This is a genomic window from Ruegeria sp. BHSC223 (genome assembly GCF_059613025.1).
In genome coordinates, this window is record NZ_JBXWRR010000001.1 from 603,464 (window position 1) to 618,664 (window position 15,201).

Below are 15,201 nucleotides of genomic sequence, written 5' to 3' on the forward strand. Positions count from 1 at the left end.
ATGTATGGGGAACAGCCAACGAGGGAAAGCCATGTCCGGCGAGACCGATCTGATCAAGCTTTATTCCGGCCGTATCCTGGCATTGGCGGCGGATATCCCGCATCTTGAGCGGCTGGACAGCCCCGACGCCACCGTCAAGAAACGCTCGCCGCTTTGCGGGTCCACCGTGACGGTGGATGTGAAGCTGCGCGACGGGCGTATCGACCAGTTCGGCCAGGACGTGAAAGCCTGTGCGCTGGGTCAGGCCGCCGCCGCCGTGGTGGGCGCCGCCGTGATCGGCACCACTCGCGCCCAGATCGAGGCCGCGCGCGACCAGCTCAAGGCGATGTTGAAACAGGACGGGCCGGTGCCCGACGCCCCTTTTGACGGGCTCGAAGTGCTGATCCCCGCGCGCGATTACAAGAACCGCCACGCCTCGATCCTGCTGACGCTGGAGGCCACCGCCGAGGCGCTGGAGCAGGCCGAACGCGCCAACTGCGCCTGACCGGATCAGGGGGCGCTGCCCCCGTCGCCACAGGCGACTCCCCCGGAGTATTTCCGCGGAATGAAGACTTGGGCGGTGCTGCTTCTTTCTGGTTCCAAATACTCCGGAGCGCCAGGCGGAGCCTCGCAAAAAAACCGCCGCTCCTCCCGGGCAGGAGGGCGGCGGCAGGTTGTGCGGGTCTCGTATGGGGTCCGGTCCGCGACGCCATGGGCCGAGGCGTGGCCCAGGAAGGGTCTTGGGATAGGCAGGTCACCCTTGCATCGAATGGGACAGGATGCGCGCGGAAACCGGGTACGAGATCGCAGGCAGAAACGGTCAGAACGTGCCGGGCAGCAGCAGAGCCGCAACCAGCATCACCACCAACGAGGCGGCCCCGGCGGCATCCTGCAACAGGGTATGCTGCGAGCGGCTCAGGACGGTCTTGATCTGGGTCAGCATCGGCTCTCTCCTCCGGGTGTCGGTTAATCCTTTGTTGACCTTTTGTTCTCATATCTCACCGAGTCGGTAAAGAACTTTTTGAGAACATTTGTGAACTTTTAGGGGGAGGCGGGCTCAACCCACTGAAATCAAACGGATCGCCTGATCCTGCTTCATCAGCCACAGCAGGAGGCGGGCGGCGCGACCGCGCTCGCTGCTCAGCTCGGGGTCCTGGGCCAAAAGCGCGCGGGCATCTGTCTGCGCCGTCGCCATCAGCGCGGTGTGCCGCTCCAGGTCGGCGATGCGAAACTTCGGCAGGCCCGATTGCGCGGTGCCGATCAGGTCGCCGGCACCGCGCATGTCCAGATCGGTCTCGGCGATGCGGAACCCATCCTCGGTCTCGCGCAGCACCTCAAGCCGGCGGCGCCCGCCCTCGGTCAGAGGCGGCTGGTACATCAGCAGGCAGGTCGAGGCCGCCTCGCCCCGCCCCACCCGGCCGCGCAGCTGGTGCAGCTGGGCAAGGCCGAATATCTCGGCCCGTTCGATCACCATGATGGTGGCATTGGGCACGTTCACCCCCACCTCGATCACCGTTGTGGCGACCAGAACCTGGGTCTCGCCCGCCTGGAACGCGGCCATGGCGGCGTCTTTTTCGGCGGGCGGCATCTGGCCATGGACCAGCCCGACCACGCCCTCGCCCAGAACGGCGCGCAGGCGTTTGAACCGGTCCTCGGCGGCGGTCAGATCGCTGACCTCGGATTCGTCCACCAGCGGGCAGACCCAGTAACATTGCCGCCCCTCGGCGATGGCGCGGCGCAGGTGGTCAATCACCTCGTCCATCCGCTCGGTGCTGATCACGGCTGTGCGGATCGGTTTGCGGCCGGGCGGTTTCTCGTCCAGCACCGAGACATCCATGTCGCCATATTGCGCCAGCGCCAGGCTGCGCGGGATCGGCGTGGCGGTCATCACCAGCACGTCGGCGCCCATCCCCTTTTCCGCCAGTTCCATCCGCTGGCGCACCCCGAACCGGTGCTGTTCATCGACGATGGCCAACCGCAGATCGGCAAATTCCACATCCGCCTGAAACACCGCATGGGTTCCGACCAGGATCGAGATATCGCCGTTTTTCAGCGCCGCCAGCTTGGCGCGCCGCTCGGCCCCCTTGTCGCGACCAGTGAGCAGTTCAAGCACCACGCCCGCCTCTTCGGCCAGCGGGCGCAACCCTTCGAGGTGCTGGCGCGCCAGGATCTCGGTGGGCGCCATCATCACCCCCTGCCCGCCTGCCTCGACCGCGACCAGCAGCGCCATGAAGGCCACCAGCGTCTTGCCCGCCCCCACATCGCCCTGCAACAGCCGGTTCATCCGCGCGGGCGCGGCCATGTCGGCGGCAATCTCCTCGATCGCGCGAGCCTGGGCGTTGGTGGGGCGATACGGCAGGCTGGCCAACACCCGCGATTGCAGCGCGCCGGTCGCCACGCTGGAGATACCGCGCGCCTTGCGCTCGCGCCGCCGCGCCAGCGCAAGGGTCATCTGATGGGCAAAGAGTTCATCATAAGCCAGCCGCATCCGCGCCGGAGAGGTCGCCGCCACATCGTCCAGCCCCTGCGGTTCATGGGCCGCGCGTATGGCCTCGGCCCAACCCGACCAACCCTCGCGCGCGCGCAGGGCCGGGTCGATCCATTCGCCCAGATCGGGCAGCCGCGCCAGTGCCGAACGCGCCGCCTTATAGGCGGTTTTCTGGCTGATCCCCTGGGTCAGCGGATAGACCGGTTCGAATTCAGGGATATCGCCCGCCTCGGCCACTGGCAGGATGTGGTCGGGATGGACCATGTTGGCCATGCCATCGAACAGCTCGACCTTGCCCGAGACCAGGCGGCGCGACCCTTCGGGCAGCACCTTTTTCAGGTAATCGCCGCGGGCGTGAAAGAAGACCAGCTGGAAATCGGTCTGCGAATCCTCGACAAAGATACGATAGGCGCCGGCGCGCCCGCGGGCCGGACGATGGGCGCCAACCGTCACCTCGACCGTCAGCGTCGCGGGTAGATCGGCACCCCGGATCGTGTCGCGCCGGCGCCGGTCGACGACGGAATAAGGCAGCGAAAACAACAGGTCACGCGGAGTTTCCACATCCAGATGTGCAAACAGCTGCGCCGTCTTGGGCCCCACCCCTTCGAGCGTCTCCAGACCCGCGAACAGCGGGAAAAGCTGTTCCGGCCGCCCGCTCATAGCCCCTCGATCAACGTCAGCCAGCCGTCTTCGTCCAAGGTTTCGATCCCCAGGCTCTGGGCGGTCTTGAGCTTGGAGCCCGCGCCGGGCCCGGCCACCAGCAGATCGGTCTTCTTGCTGACCGAGCCGGCCACCTTTGCCCCCAGCGCCTCGGCCCGCGCCTTGGCCTCGGCCCTGGTCATCTTTTCCAGCGAGCCGGTAAAGACCACAGTCTTGCCCGCGACCGGGCTGTCGCGCGCGGGCGCATCGGGGGGGATCACGGTCAGATGCGCGGTCAGCCGGTCAAAGGCGGCGCGTTCGTCTGTATTGGCAAAGGCATCCGACAGCGAAAGGCCCAGCGTGGCGCCGATCCCGTCGACCCCGATCAGGTCGGCCCATGCGGCAGCGGCCTCTGGCGGCACCTCTTGCGCAGAAATCACGGCGGCGCGGGTGTCGCTGATGCGGGCGCGGCGCCCCTCGGCCTGTGCCTGCTGGCGCTCCTGCACCTCGGCGGTATCGGCGGCGCGATGGGCCAGCGCGGCGGGCCGCGCGGTATCAAGGGCGGCGGCCATCGCCGCCCAATCGCGGTAATGCAGCGCCAGATCCTTGGCGCCCACCTCGCCCACATGGCGGATACCGAGGGCAAAGATCAGACGGGCCAGCGGAATGCGGCGCTTGTCGTCGATGGCCTGAAACAGGTTGGTTGCCGATTTCTCACCCCAGCCCTCGCGGTTCTTCAGCTGTTGCAGCCCCTCGCCATAGCGGCTGCGCAGTTCGAAGATATCGGCGGGCTCACGGATCCAGCCATCGGCGTGAAACTGCTCTACCTGCTTGGCGCCCAGCCCTTCGATGTCAAAGGCGGCGCGGCTGACGAAATGCTTGAGCTTTTCCACCGCCTGCGCCGGGCAGATCACGCCCCCGGTACAGCGGCGCACGGCATCGCCTTCCTCGCGAATGGCGGGGCTGCCGCATTCGGGACATTGCGTCGGGAAATCAAAGGGCAGCGCATCCTCCGGCCGCTTGCTCAGATCGACATCGGCGATTTTCGGGATCACGTCACCGGCGCGATAGACCTGCACCCAGTCGCCGACGCGAATATCCTTGCCGTCGCGAATCTCCTGCCCCCGGCTGTCGCGCCCGGCGATGTAATCCTCGTTATGCAGGGTGGCGTTCGACACCACCACACCACCCACGGTGACCGGGGTGAGTCGCGCCACCGGGCTGAGCGCACCGGTGCGGCCCACCTGAATGTCGATCGCCTCAAGCCGGGTCCAGGCCAGTTCGGCGGGAAATTTATGCGCAATCGCCCAGCGTGGCGTGGTCGAGCGGAAGCCGAGCCGCGCCTGCAGCCCCAGATCGTCCAGCTTGTAGACCACACCGTCGATGTCATAACCCAGCGTCGCACGCTGTGCCTCGATATCGCGATAATGCGCGATCATGGCGCCCAGATCGTCGCAACGGCGGGTCAGCGGATTGGTCTGAAAACCAAGGCTGGCCAGCCGCTCGATGGCCTGCATCTGCGTTTCTGCCAACGGTTCCGAGAGTTCGCCCCAGGAATAGGCGAAGAAACGCAAAGGCCGCGCCCGGGTGATCGCGGCGTCGAGTTGGCGCAGCGACCCGGCGGCGGCATTGCGGGGATTGGCAAAGAGCTTGCCGCCCTCGGCCTCTTGCCGTGTGTTGAGGGCAGCGAAATCCGCATGGCTCATATAGACCTCGCCGCGCACCTCCAGCACCTCGGGCGCGCCCTCGATCCGGGCCGGGATATCGGCGATGGTGCGGGCATTGGCGGTGACATTCTCGCCCACCTCGCCATCGCCTCGGGTCGCCGCCTGCACCAGCACGCCCTGCTCATAGCGCAGCGACAGGGACAAACCGTCGATCTTGGGCTCGGCGGTATAGGCCAGTGGCGCATCGGTATCGAGGCCCAGATATTTGCGGATCGAGCGATCAAAATCGGTGACATCCTCATCGTCGAAGGCATTGCCCAGCGACATCATCCGCACCGCATGGGTGACCTTGGAGAAGCCCTCGCCCGGACGGGCGCCCACTTGCTCGCTGGGGCTGTCGGCGCGTTTGAGATGGGGGAATCGCGCCTCGATCTTGGCATTGCGCTGTTTCAGCGCGTCATATTCCGCATCGGAAATCTCGGGCGCGTCCTGAGTATGATACGCCAGATTGGCCTGCGCCAGCAAACCGGCCAGCCGTTCCAGTTCCTGCGCGGCTTCAGCCTCGGTCATTTTTTCGATGGGTTCTGAAACTGTCATGGCCCCGCCCGGTCTGTCTGGTCTTTGCGACCAGTGATAGGGCGAGGCCATGGTCAGGTCCAGATCAGTCTGCGTGAGTGGTGGTGCCGCGCTGGACTCGCGACTGGCTGTTCAGGCGTTGACCGCGATCCGGGGATCGGGCAACCCGTCGGCCTGAGGATCGCGCAGCACATAGCCCCGCCCCCAGACCGTTTCGATGTAATTCTCTCCTCCGGTTGCATTGCTCAACTTCTTGCGAAGCTTGCAAATGAACACGTCGATAATCTTCAATTCGGGTTCGTCCATGCCGCCATAGAGATGGTTCAGGAACATCTCCTTGGTCAGGGTCGTGCCCTTGCGCAGCGACAGCAGTTCGAGCATCTGATATTCCTTGCCGGTCAGATGCACCGGCTGGCCCTCGACCTCGACCGTCTTGGCATCAAGATTGACGGAGATCTTGCCGGTGCGGATCACCGACTGCGAATGACCCTTGGAGCGGCGGATGATCGCGTGAATGCGCGCGACCAGTTCCTCGCGATGGAAGGGTTTGGTCAGGTAGTCGTCGGCGCCAAAGCCGAAGCCCTTGATCTTGCTCTCTGTATCGTCGACGCCGGACAGGATCAGGATGGGGGTTTCGATCCGCGACATGCGCAGTTGGCGCAGTACCTCATGCCCGTTCATGTCGGGCAGATTGATGTCGAGCAGGATCAGGTCGTAGTCGTAAAGCTTCGCCAGGTCGATGCCTTCTTCGCCGAGATCGGTCGCATAGACGTTCAGATTGGCATGGGTCAGCATCAGCTCGATGCTTTTCGACGTCGTCGGATCATCCTCGACTAAAAGTATGCGCATCTCAGTTCTCCGCCTTAAACGCTATTCCGTACTGGAATTAACCGTGACGAATAAAGGTTAATCTGCCGTTACCGATATTCACATCATGCAATCTCAACCTACAGTTGTCGATACTTTTTTAGCGCAGTCACCTTCAATGCATCTTTCCCGTGTTCGGCAAGGGCCGAAACCCAGCTGTTGAATTCCTCATCGCTCAGGCCATAGATCTGTTTGGCCTCTGTCAGCGTGATCAGCCCATAGATCACGCCCCGCACCACCGCGATCTTGCGCGATGCGACCCAGCGGCGCGTATTTGCCGGGGGCAAATCCGCGCGCGTCATGATAGAGCCATCCGGCAACGTGACAGATCGGGGGCCTTCAACCTTTCGCAAGAACATCACCTATCCCTTCTTGTGTCAGGGCAACATTGGCGACAGCCTACTTAATGCCGGGTGAAACCGCCCCTTGAGAGTAGTTCGGATTTTCCTATATTCTGCCGGTCTTCCTTAATCGTCAGGAGCTGCCCCGATGGCGCTGGACACCGAAACGCCGCTGAACTCGCTTGGCTTTGCCAAACCGCCCTCTGAAACGCGGGTGGTGGTTGCCATGTCGGGTGGCGTCGACAGTTCGGTCGTGGCCGCCTATCTGGCCGACCAGGGTTATGACGTGGTGGGCGTCACCTTGCAGCTTTACGATCACGGCGCCGCCCTGGCCAAGAAGGGCGCCTGTTGCGCCGGGATCGACATCCACGATGCCCGCCGCGTCGCCGAAGAGCGCGGTTTTCCCCATTACGTGCTGGATTACGAGAACATCTTCAAGGATGCGGTAATCGACGAGTTTGCCGACAGCTATCTGGCCGGGGCCACACCGGTCCCGTGCATCCGCTGCAATGAACGGGTGAAGTTCAAGGACCTGCTGGAAACCGCCCGCGATCTCGAGGCCGACTGCATGGCCACCGGCCATTACATCCAGCGCAAGATGGGGCCGAACGGGCCCGAGCTGCATTGTGCCGAGGATGCCAACCGCGACCAGTCCTATTTCCTGTTCTCGACCACGCCGGAACAGCTCGACTATCTGCGCTTTCCGCTGGGCCACCTGCCGTCAAAGGACGCAACCCGCGAAATGGCGGCCCAGTACGGTCTGGCCGTGGCCGACAAGCCCGACAGCCAGGACATCTGTTTCGTGCCCAACGGCAACTATGCCAGCGTGATCGAGAAACTGCGCCCCGGTGCCGCCGAACCGGGTGAGATCGTGCATGCCGATGGCCGCGTGCTGGGCAGCCACGAGGGCGTCATCCACTACACGATCGGCCAGCGCCGCGGTCTGGGTATCGGTGGCCTCAGCGATCCGCTTTATGTGGTGCGCCTGGACGTGGACAAGAAACAGGTTGTCGTCGGACCCAAGGAGATGCTGGCCACCCGCACCATCCCGGTGCGCGAGATCAACTGGCTGGGTGATGAACCTTTCACATCGCGCCCCGAATGGCACCTGTCGGTCAAGGTCCGCTCGACCCGCCCGCCGCGCGAAGCGATCGTGCGCCCGATCAGCGAGACCGAGGCCGAGGTGGACCTGCTGACGCCCGAGGAAGGTGTGTCGCCCGGACAGGCCTGCGTGTTCTACGAAAGCGACGGCAGCCGCATCTTTGGCGGCGGCTGGATCTGGCGTGGGTATTGAGACGCTTCAGACCCCGCGCCTGACCCTCTGCCCGATTCGGGCAGAGCATGCCCCTGCCCTGCATGCCTTTTTCTCCGACCCGCAGGCGATGCGGTTCTTTGGCGATCTCCACACCGATCTGGCACAGACCAAACGCTGGGTCGCCGGGACGCTGGCGGAACCGCCGGAAAGATGCCGCGAATACGTGCTGCTTCAGGGCGACGAGGCAATAGGCAAGGCGGGGCTGTGGGCCGTGCCCGAGCTTGGTTTCTTTTTGCGACGCGACCGCTGGGGCCAGGGGCTGATGCGCGAGGCCTTGAGCGCGCTGATACCGCATCTCTTCGACACCATGCCCCTCGACCATATCCGGGCCGATGTCGACCCGCGCAACGCGGCCTCGCTGGGGTTGTTGCACCACCTTGGATTTGTCGAAACCCACCGCGCCAGCCGCACGATCCGGATCGGCGGAGAGTGGGCCGACAGCGTCTATCTCAGGCTTTCCCGCCCGGATCAGACCAGATCGGTGCCGGTGTTGGACAGGACATAGAGGCCCGCGCCCAGCATGACCCAGGGCGCCAGAACCTCCAGCCGGGCGGCCCAGTGGCCCAGACCCCGGCGCAGGCCACCAGCCGCAAAGCCGCCCATGCCCAGAACCAGCACCGCGAACGCGGCTCCCGTCAGCCCGGCCCGGCGAAAGGCCGGGGCCGAGTCGGCCAAGAGCGGCGCCAGCACCGAGAAACTGTCGAGCGACAAGCTCAGAAACAGGACCGCGGTGGCCACAAGGCTGCGCTGCTCCAGAACCTGCTGTTCCACCTTTTCCTGTCCGCGCCATTGTGCGGCGATGCCGTGCAGGCCCAGTGCCAACGGCACCAGCCCCAGATAGCCGACCCAATCGAGTGGCAGACCACCCAACCCCAGCGCCGCGGCAAGCGCCGCGCTCAGAACCACGGCCTGTGCCAGCAGATAGCCGCCCACAGCGGTGCGCGGCCCCGTGGCCACCACAAGCGCCAGCAGCAGCGCCAGATTGTCCAGATTGGTCAGGGTCTGCGCCAGTGCCGCCGAGGCGGCAAAGCCCAAAGGCGCGCTCACCCCGGCAACCGGTCCAGCACCGCCTGCGCCGCCCGCAGGCCGGGCAGAGCGCCGCCTCGGCCCAGACGCTCCATCGTCAGGCGCATCGCCGCATCCTGCGCCGAGGGGTTGGCATGCACTTCTGCCAACCGCGCGGCGATGTTATCGGGTGTACAGGTGGGGCCCAGACATTCCGGCACCACCCGCGTTTCGCTGACCAGATTGACCAGCGTCACCGTGTCGATGGTCACCATCCGCTCGGCGATCTTCTGGGTCAGCCAGTTCACCTTGTAGGCGATCACCATGGGCGTGCCCGCCGCCGCCAGTTCCAGCGACACCGTGCCCGAGGCCGCCAGCGCCAGATCGGCGGCGGCAAAGGCCGCGCGCTTGCGCACAGCGGCCTGTGCAGGCGCCAGCCCGCGCGGATCGACCAGCTCCGGCGCACCCGGCCAATCCGCCACATGCTGCGCCACCTGATCGGCCACATGCGGCACCACCGGCACCACCACCCGCATATCGGGATGCTCCGGCAAAAACCTCTTGAGTGCCGCGCCAAAGACGGGCGCCAGACGCTCCACCTCGCCCCGCCGCGATCCGGGCAGCGCCAGGAGCAACGGCGCGTCGTCAAGCCCCAGTTCCTCGCGCAGCGCCGCGATCTCGGCGCCGCTCGCCTCGGGCTCTCCCACCACCGGGTGACCTACGAAATCGCATTCCATTCCGGCGCGCTCCATATAGGGCGGCTCAAACGGCAACAGCGCCAGCACGTGGTCGATCACCTTGGCCATCTTGTCGGCGCGTCCGGGCCGCCAGGCCCAGACGCTGGGCGCCACGTAATGCACGGTGCGGATGTCGCTGGCCTCTTTGACCAGCCGTGCAACCCGCAGGCTGAAATCGGGGCTGTCGATGGTGATCATCACATCGGGACGCATCTCCAGCGCCGCTTTTGCGGTCTCGGCGATGCGGCGTTTGAGATGGAAATACTTCGGCAGTACCTCGACAAGTCCCATGATCGAAAGCTCGGCCATGGGAAAGCGGCTGGTCAGCCCCTCCGCCTCCATCGCGGGCCCACCGACCCCGGCAAACTGCACATCGGGACAGAGCTGACGCAGGCCCGCCATCAGCGCCCCGCCCAGACGGTCGCCCGAAGGTTCACCCGCAAGGATGAAGACGCGCATCAGGCGTCCGGTCCCGCAACAAACAGGAAAAGGCCCAGCCGGTCACATTCCGCGATCACCCGATCACGTTCCAGCACGATGACGCCGCCCGCCGCGATCACCAGCCCCGAGAGACCCGCCACCACGGCGGCGGTAACGGTATCGGGGCCGATGGTGGGCAGGTCGGCGCGCCGGTCCTGATCGGGTTTCGGTGCCTTGTAGAGGACGCCACCGCCCGCATCGGGACGCTGGCCAAGGGTTCCCAGCATCCAATTGGTGCCAAACACGCCTTCGACCGCCAGAGCCTGTCCGCGATGGACCACACAGGCCTGACCGATATCGGCGGCCGACATGGCGGCCACGATCTCGGCGCCGCGCTTGGCATCCGCCAAATCCGCAGGTTCAGGCTGCGCCTTGGTCGGGCAGCCGGGGGGCATCAGCAGATCGGGAGCGATTTCATGGGCTGCGCGCACCGCCAACCCGGCGCTTTCGAATATCCCCATCACCGCCCTCAGCGCGCCATCGTCGCCCGAGGTCAGCGCCTGCTGGATCACCGGCACCAGCGGCAGCGTGGCCGCGTCGATCCGGGACGGATCGACCGCAGGCCGCCCCACCGCGCCCGCAAGGCAGATCTCGGTCACACCGCGTGCCTTGAGTTGCTCCACCAGCGAGCCCAGATGCTCGATCGGGAACGGGATATCGACCGCGAGCCGTTCCGGTACAAAGCCCTCCATCGCGCAGATCAGCGGCGGCTCGGACAGGCGGGCAACCAGTTCCTCGGGCAGCGCCCCGGTCCCTGCGATCAACGCCAGCATGTCACTTGCCCGGCGTCAGGAAGGAACGGTCGGTCTGGCCCAGGATGAACTCGGCAATCTCGCGCACATAGGCGCTGTCGAACTCCTCGCCCATGCGGCGGGCGCGGTCCTGAAAGGTACCCTCGCCCTGGGCCAGCATCTGAAAGGCGGCGCGCAGCTGGGTGATATCGGCCCGCGCCACGCCGCGCCGTTTCAGCCCGATCAGGTTCAGACCGTCCAGTTCACCACGCGGCGCCTGCACCAGGCCATAGGGGATCACGTCATTGGCCACCATGGTCAGCGCGCCGATGATAGCGCCGCGCCCGACCCGGACCCATTGATGCAGGCCCGAGATACCACCGATAATCACGTCGTCCTCGACGACACAATGGCCCGCCGCGCCGGCATGGTTGACCATGATCACCCGGTTACCCAGCTGACAATCATGCGCCACATGGCAGCCCGCCATCAACAGGCAGTCGTCCCCGATCCGGGTGACGCCGCCACCCCCGGCGGTGCCAGCGTTCACTGTCACATGTTCGCGAATGCGGTTGCGGGCGCCGATCACGACGCTGGTTTCCTCGCCGCCGAACTTCTTGTCCTGCGGGATCTCGCCGATCACCGCAAAGCTGAAGATCACCGTGTCCTCGCCCACGGTGGTGTCACCGGTGACGACCACATGGCTCTTCAACTCGACCCGGTCGCCCAGAACCACCTTTGGCCCCACGATGCAGAACGGACCGATCACGCAATCGGCGCCGATCTGCGCGCCCTCTTCGATGATGGCGCTGGGATGGATCTGGCTCATGTGCTTTTCTCTCCGGTCAGGTCCACATAGGCCGAGAATTCGGCCTGTGCCGCCACCTCTCCATCCACGGTGGCGGTGCCACGGAACTTGAAGATCTTGCCGCCCATCTTGCCGCGCAGGGTCTCAACATGCATCTTCATGACATCGCCCGGCACCACTTTGCGGCGGAATTTGCAGTTGTCGATATTCATGAAGTAGATCAGCAACTCGCTGTCGACGATATCCATGCCGACCCCCAACATCACACCGGCGGTCTGGGCCATCGCCTCGACAATGGTGACGCCGGGCATGATCGGGGTGCCGGGGAAATGGCCCTGGAAATGCGGCTCGTTCATGGTGACGTTCTTGATTCCAACGGCCGAACTGTAACCGTCGATCTCGACAACCTTGTCCACCAGCAGAAACGGATAGCGGTGCGGCAGGATCCGCTGGATCAGCTGGATATCGGCGCTCTTGGTCTCGGTGGTCATGCTGCACTGTTCCTGTTCTTGTCGGTCTTGATCCGGGATTAGCAAGACTGGCCGCAATCGGCAAGCAAGCGCAAACAGGCGCTAATCCCGACGCAGGGCGCTGCCGTCGCCGATGGCCGCGTCGATGCGGCTGATCGCGATGGCGGTGATATCGGTGGTGTCGAGGCTGAGGAATACTGTCGAGCGCTCCAGGATCACGCTGGCCCCGGTGTCGCGCATCAGCGCCGCAAGGATCGGCCGGGCCAGTTCGACAAATGTGGCGCGGGCCTCTTCGCCGCGCGCCTCCAGCGCCTGCCGCTTTGCGGTCTGGTTCTCGCGATGGGCCTGCACCTTGACGTCAAAGGCTTCGGCCAGCACCCGGAACGCCTGCGGCTCCAGCTCGGTCCGGCGCCGGGTCAGCTCCTGCTCCTCGCGGCTCAGCTCGGCCACGATCCGCTCGTTCTCGGCCGCCAGCAGCGCGCCTTCGGCCTCGATCTCGTCGATGATGCGGCGGCCATAGGCGGATTTCACGAACAGGATCTCGCCCGAGATGGTCAGCACCTCGTGGCGCGGCAGGCCCAACTGCTGCGCGGAGGCATTCAAAGGCAGCGCCAGAAACAGCAGCAGGGCCCCCAAGAGGCCCCGCATTGCCTGCCCTGTGTGCCAAGGCCGCATGCCGTGATCAGAACCGCGCCTGAATGGTCAGGTCGAAGGACTGTTCCTTGTCAAAGGTCTCTTTCTTGAGCGCCTTGGAGAAGTTGAAGCGCAGCGGGCCAAAGGCGGTGGTCCAGAGCAGCGAGAAGCCGATCACGTGACGGAACGAGCCATCCGCACCGACAATGGTGCCACCGGCGGTGTTGACATCGCTCAGATCCCAGACATTGCCGACGTCGTAGAACACGCCGCCACGCAGGCCCAGTTCCTCGGGCAAGCCCAGCGGGAATTCGGCCTCGAACCGGGCCACTGCATAATAGTTGCCGCCAATCGCGTCATCGACCCCGTTGGACAGGTCGCGCGGGCCGACACCCGCAGGCTCAAATCCGCGGAAGGTGTTCGGACCGATCACGAAACGGTCGACCGCACGGCTAAACCCGCTGCCCTGCCAGCTGAACGCGCCCAGATCGAGCGAGGCCCGCAGCGTGATCTCTTCGTGCCAGACACGGGTCTGGGCGATGGCCTTGGCCGAGGTCTTGATATATTCGTTGTCGCCGCCCAGCCCGGCCGCATCGACGCCGACCTCGAACAACACGCCCGCATTGGGGTTCAGGCCACCGATCCGGCTGTCATAGGTATAGGTCAGCCCCAACGCGCTGGATGATTTCTTGCCCTGCGCGATTTCGCTTGCGATCACCGCGCCGCTGACCGTGGTCGCGGTCCGCTGCACCATCTCGCTGGCCTCCCAGCGATAGCGCAGTTGCAGGGTCGACAACTCGCCCAAGCGGAAGGTCAGGCCGGGAGCAAAGAAGGCTCGCTCGGTATCATAGCTGGCAAAGCTGGAATTGGTGTTCGCCACGCCGAGGTCGATGTCAAAGCGCAGGTCGCGGCCCAGCAATTGCGGTTCGGTGAAGGAGAGCACATATTGCTCGGCGTCTTGCGCGGTCGACAGGGTCAGGCCCAATCGCTGACCCCGGCCCAGCCAGTTGTCCTCGGTCAGGCCGATGGCCACGCCGAAACCATCGGAAACCGAGTAGCTGCCGCCAAAGCTGAGCGAGCCGGTCGGCTTTTCCTCGACATCTACATCGACAATAACCTGCGCCGGGGTCGATCCCTCGCGGGTTTCCACGTTGGCATCGGCAAAGAAGCCCAGCGCACGGATGCGCTCGGCGCTTTCACGGATTTCGCGCGGGTTGAACGGGTCACCCTCGACGGTGCGGAACTGGCGGCGGATAACCCTGTCCAGTGTGGTTGTGTTGCCTTCGATGTCGATGCGCTCGACAAAGATGCGCGGGCCTTTGACCAGCGCAAATTCGATATCCAGAGTTTGGTCCCTGTCGTTTCGCGTTATGCGCGGTTCGACCCGCAGGAAATCGACCCCGTTCTTGAGGCCCAAACGCTCCATGCGGGCGATCGAGTTTTCCACCAGGCTTGGTGAATAGACCACGCCCGGCTTGATCTTGAGCACCTCCTGATAAGCCGGCGCCGCGACCCCCGGAATTTCGCTGACCGTAGTGATCTTGCCAAAAGAAAACTGCTGCCCTTCGGTTACATCCATAACCAGGAAGAAGGCGTCACGCTCACGGGTGAATTCGACATTGGCGCTGTTGACGCGGAAATCCACATGGCCACGCGACAGGTAGAAATCGCGCAGCACCTGCTTATCGAATTCGATCCGGTCCGCAATGAATGTGTCCGACCGGATAAAGGTGCGCAGGATCCCGGCCTGCTTGGTCTCAAGCACCCGGCGCAGCCGCCGATCCGAGAAGGCGCGGTTGCCCACAAAGCTCACGCGCTCGATCTCGATCGTGTCGCCTTCGGAGATCTCAAAGACCAGATCGACGCGGTTGTCGCTGCGACGGATGATGCGCGGCACCACGGTGGCGGCGACGCGGCCCTGGGTCGAATAGATCTCGGCGATGGTGGCTGCGTCGCGCTCGGCCTGCTCGGGTGTGAAAACGCGGCGCGACTGCGAGCCGATGGCGCCTTCGAGCGTCTCGTCCTTTACCCGGCGGTTCCCCTCGAAATTGATCCGGTTGATGGTCGGATGCTCAACCACCTTGACCACCAGAGTATTGCCCTGCGGAATCAGCTCGACTGTCTCGAAAACGCCACTGTCAAGCAAACGCTGATAGGCATCGTTGAGCCCCCCGGCCGAGATCGTCTTGCCCCGTTCGATTCCCATCCGGGCGACGATGGTCGAGGTCTCGATACGCTGGTTTCCATCGACCTGAACGGTATTAAATCGGTAATCCTGCGCCTGCGCGTCCTGCGGAAGGGCAGAAAAGGTCATTGCTGTGACAAGAAAAATTGCGGAGACGGAGTTCAACAACATATGGCGGCTGGAAATGCCCGTACCGCAGTATGTACCTGCGCCTGTCCCGTTATGCATCTTTTTTCAACCCAGTTTGCAGCAGTCTTTCGTCTGTCAGTACCGGGATTGA

General features: G+C 64.5%; 15 protein-coding genes. 3 read left to right on the forward strand and 12 right to left on the reverse strand.

What is annotated here, in order from left to right; genetic code table 11:
* Positions 1-31: 31 nt before the first annotated feature.
* A complete protein-coding gene (locus AC2FNY_RS02990; protein ID WP_234136472.1) occupies positions 32-484 on the forward strand; it encodes an iron-sulfur cluster assembly scaffold protein in 453 nt (150 codons plus the stop codon).
* Positions 485-799: 315 nt separating this feature from the next.
* On the opposite strand, the gene AC2FNY_RS02995 is transcribed toward AC2FNY_RS02990, so the two are convergent.
* From AC2FNY_RS02995 to sciP, 5 genes are all read right to left on the reverse strand, one after another.
* Positions 800-922 (reverse strand): hypothetical protein, encoded by a 123-nt coding sequence (locus AC2FNY_RS02995; RefSeq protein WP_011047417.1) that lies wholly within the window; start codon positions 920-922, stop codon positions 800-802.
* Positions 923-1,036: 114 nt separating this feature from the next.
* Positions 1,037-3,127 carry an ATP-dependent DNA helicase RecG gene (recG, locus tag AC2FNY_RS03000; RefSeq protein ID WP_496801581.1) on the reverse strand — a complete coding sequence of 697 codons (2,091 nt, stop codon included), beginning with the start codon at positions 3,125-3,127 and terminating at the stop codon, positions 1,037-1,039.
* Positions 3,124-5,343 carry an NAD-dependent DNA ligase LigA gene (gene ligA, locus AC2FNY_RS03005; protein ID WP_496801699.1) on the reverse strand — a complete coding sequence of 740 codons (2,220 nt, stop codon included), beginning with the start codon at positions 5,341-5,343 and terminating at the stop codon, positions 3,124-3,126. Before ligA ends, recG begins: the two co-directional genes overlap by 4 nt.
* Before the next feature lie 138 nt (positions 5,344-5,481).
* The gene (gene ctrA, locus AC2FNY_RS03010; RefSeq protein WP_011047414.1) at positions 5,482-6,198 is read right to left on the reverse strand and encodes a response regulator transcription factor CtrA; all 717 of its coding nucleotides are present in this window, start codon (positions 6,196-6,198) and stop codon (positions 5,482-5,484) included.
* 98 nt (positions 6,199-6,296) lie between these two features.
* The gene (gene sciP / locus AC2FNY_RS03015; RefSeq protein ID WP_234162430.1) at positions 6,297-6,575 is read right to left on the reverse strand and encodes a CtrA inhibitor SciP; all 279 of its coding nucleotides are present in this window, start codon (positions 6,573-6,575) and stop codon (positions 6,297-6,299) included.
* A 130-nt stretch (positions 6,576-6,705) separates the two neighbouring features.
* On the opposite strand from sciP, the gene mnmA reads away from it, so the two are divergent.
* Entirely contained in the window at positions 6,706-7,851 is a 1,146-nt protein-coding gene (gene mnmA / locus AC2FNY_RS03020) for a tRNA 2-thiouridine(34) synthase MnmA (protein WP_234166354.1), read from the forward strand.
* Entirely contained in the window at positions 7,841-8,377 is a 537-nt protein-coding gene (locus AC2FNY_RS03025) for a GNAT family N-acetyltransferase (RefSeq protein ID WP_496801582.1), read from the forward strand. The genes mnmA and AC2FNY_RS03025 overlap by 11 nt, the downstream gene beginning before the upstream one ends.
* Here AC2FNY_RS03025 and AC2FNY_RS03030 read toward each other — a convergent pair.
* From AC2FNY_RS03030 to bamA, 7 genes are all read right to left on the reverse strand, one after another.
* Entirely contained in the window at positions 8,341-8,919 is a 579-nt protein-coding gene (locus AC2FNY_RS03030; RefSeq protein ID WP_496801583.1) for a hypothetical protein, read from the reverse strand. The two genes, AC2FNY_RS03025 and AC2FNY_RS03030, sit on opposite strands and share 37 nt — an antisense overlap.
* A complete protein-coding gene (gene lpxB, locus AC2FNY_RS03035; protein ID WP_496801584.1) occupies positions 8,916-10,073 on the reverse strand; it encodes a lipid-A-disaccharide synthase in 1,158 nt (385 codons plus the stop codon). The genes AC2FNY_RS03030 and lpxB overlap by 4 nt, the downstream gene beginning before the upstream one ends.
* Positions 10,073-10,867, reverse strand: a complete 795-nt coding sequence (locus tag AC2FNY_RS03040) for an LpxI family protein (protein WP_496801585.1) — start codon at positions 10,865-10,867, stop codon at positions 10,073-10,075. The genes lpxB and AC2FNY_RS03040 overlap by 1 nt, the downstream gene beginning before the upstream one ends.
* A gap of 1 nt (position 10,868) precedes the next feature.
* On the reverse strand, positions 10,869-11,654 hold the full coding sequence (gene lpxA, locus AC2FNY_RS03045; protein WP_234162426.1) for an acyl-ACP--UDP-N-acetylglucosamine O-acyltransferase: 786 nt from the start codon (positions 11,652-11,654) through the stop codon (positions 10,869-10,871).
* A complete protein-coding gene (fabZ, locus tag AC2FNY_RS03050) occupies positions 11,651-12,124 on the reverse strand; it encodes a 3-hydroxyacyl-ACP dehydratase FabZ (protein ID WP_234136461.1) in 474 nt (157 codons plus the stop codon). Before fabZ ends, lpxA begins: the two co-directional genes overlap by 4 nt.
* 81 nt (positions 12,125-12,205) lie before the next feature.
* Positions 12,206-12,751, reverse strand: coding sequence for an OmpH/Skp family outer membrane protein (locus AC2FNY_RS03055; protein WP_496801586.1), 546 nt, complete (start codon positions 12,749-12,751; stop codon positions 12,206-12,208).
* Positions 12,752-12,785: 34 nt separating this feature from the next.
* A complete protein-coding gene (gene bamA, locus AC2FNY_RS03060; protein ID WP_496801587.1) occupies positions 12,786-15,149 on the reverse strand; it encodes an outer membrane protein assembly factor BamA in 2,364 nt (787 codons plus the stop codon).
* Positions 15,150-15,201: the final 52 nt, after the last annotated feature.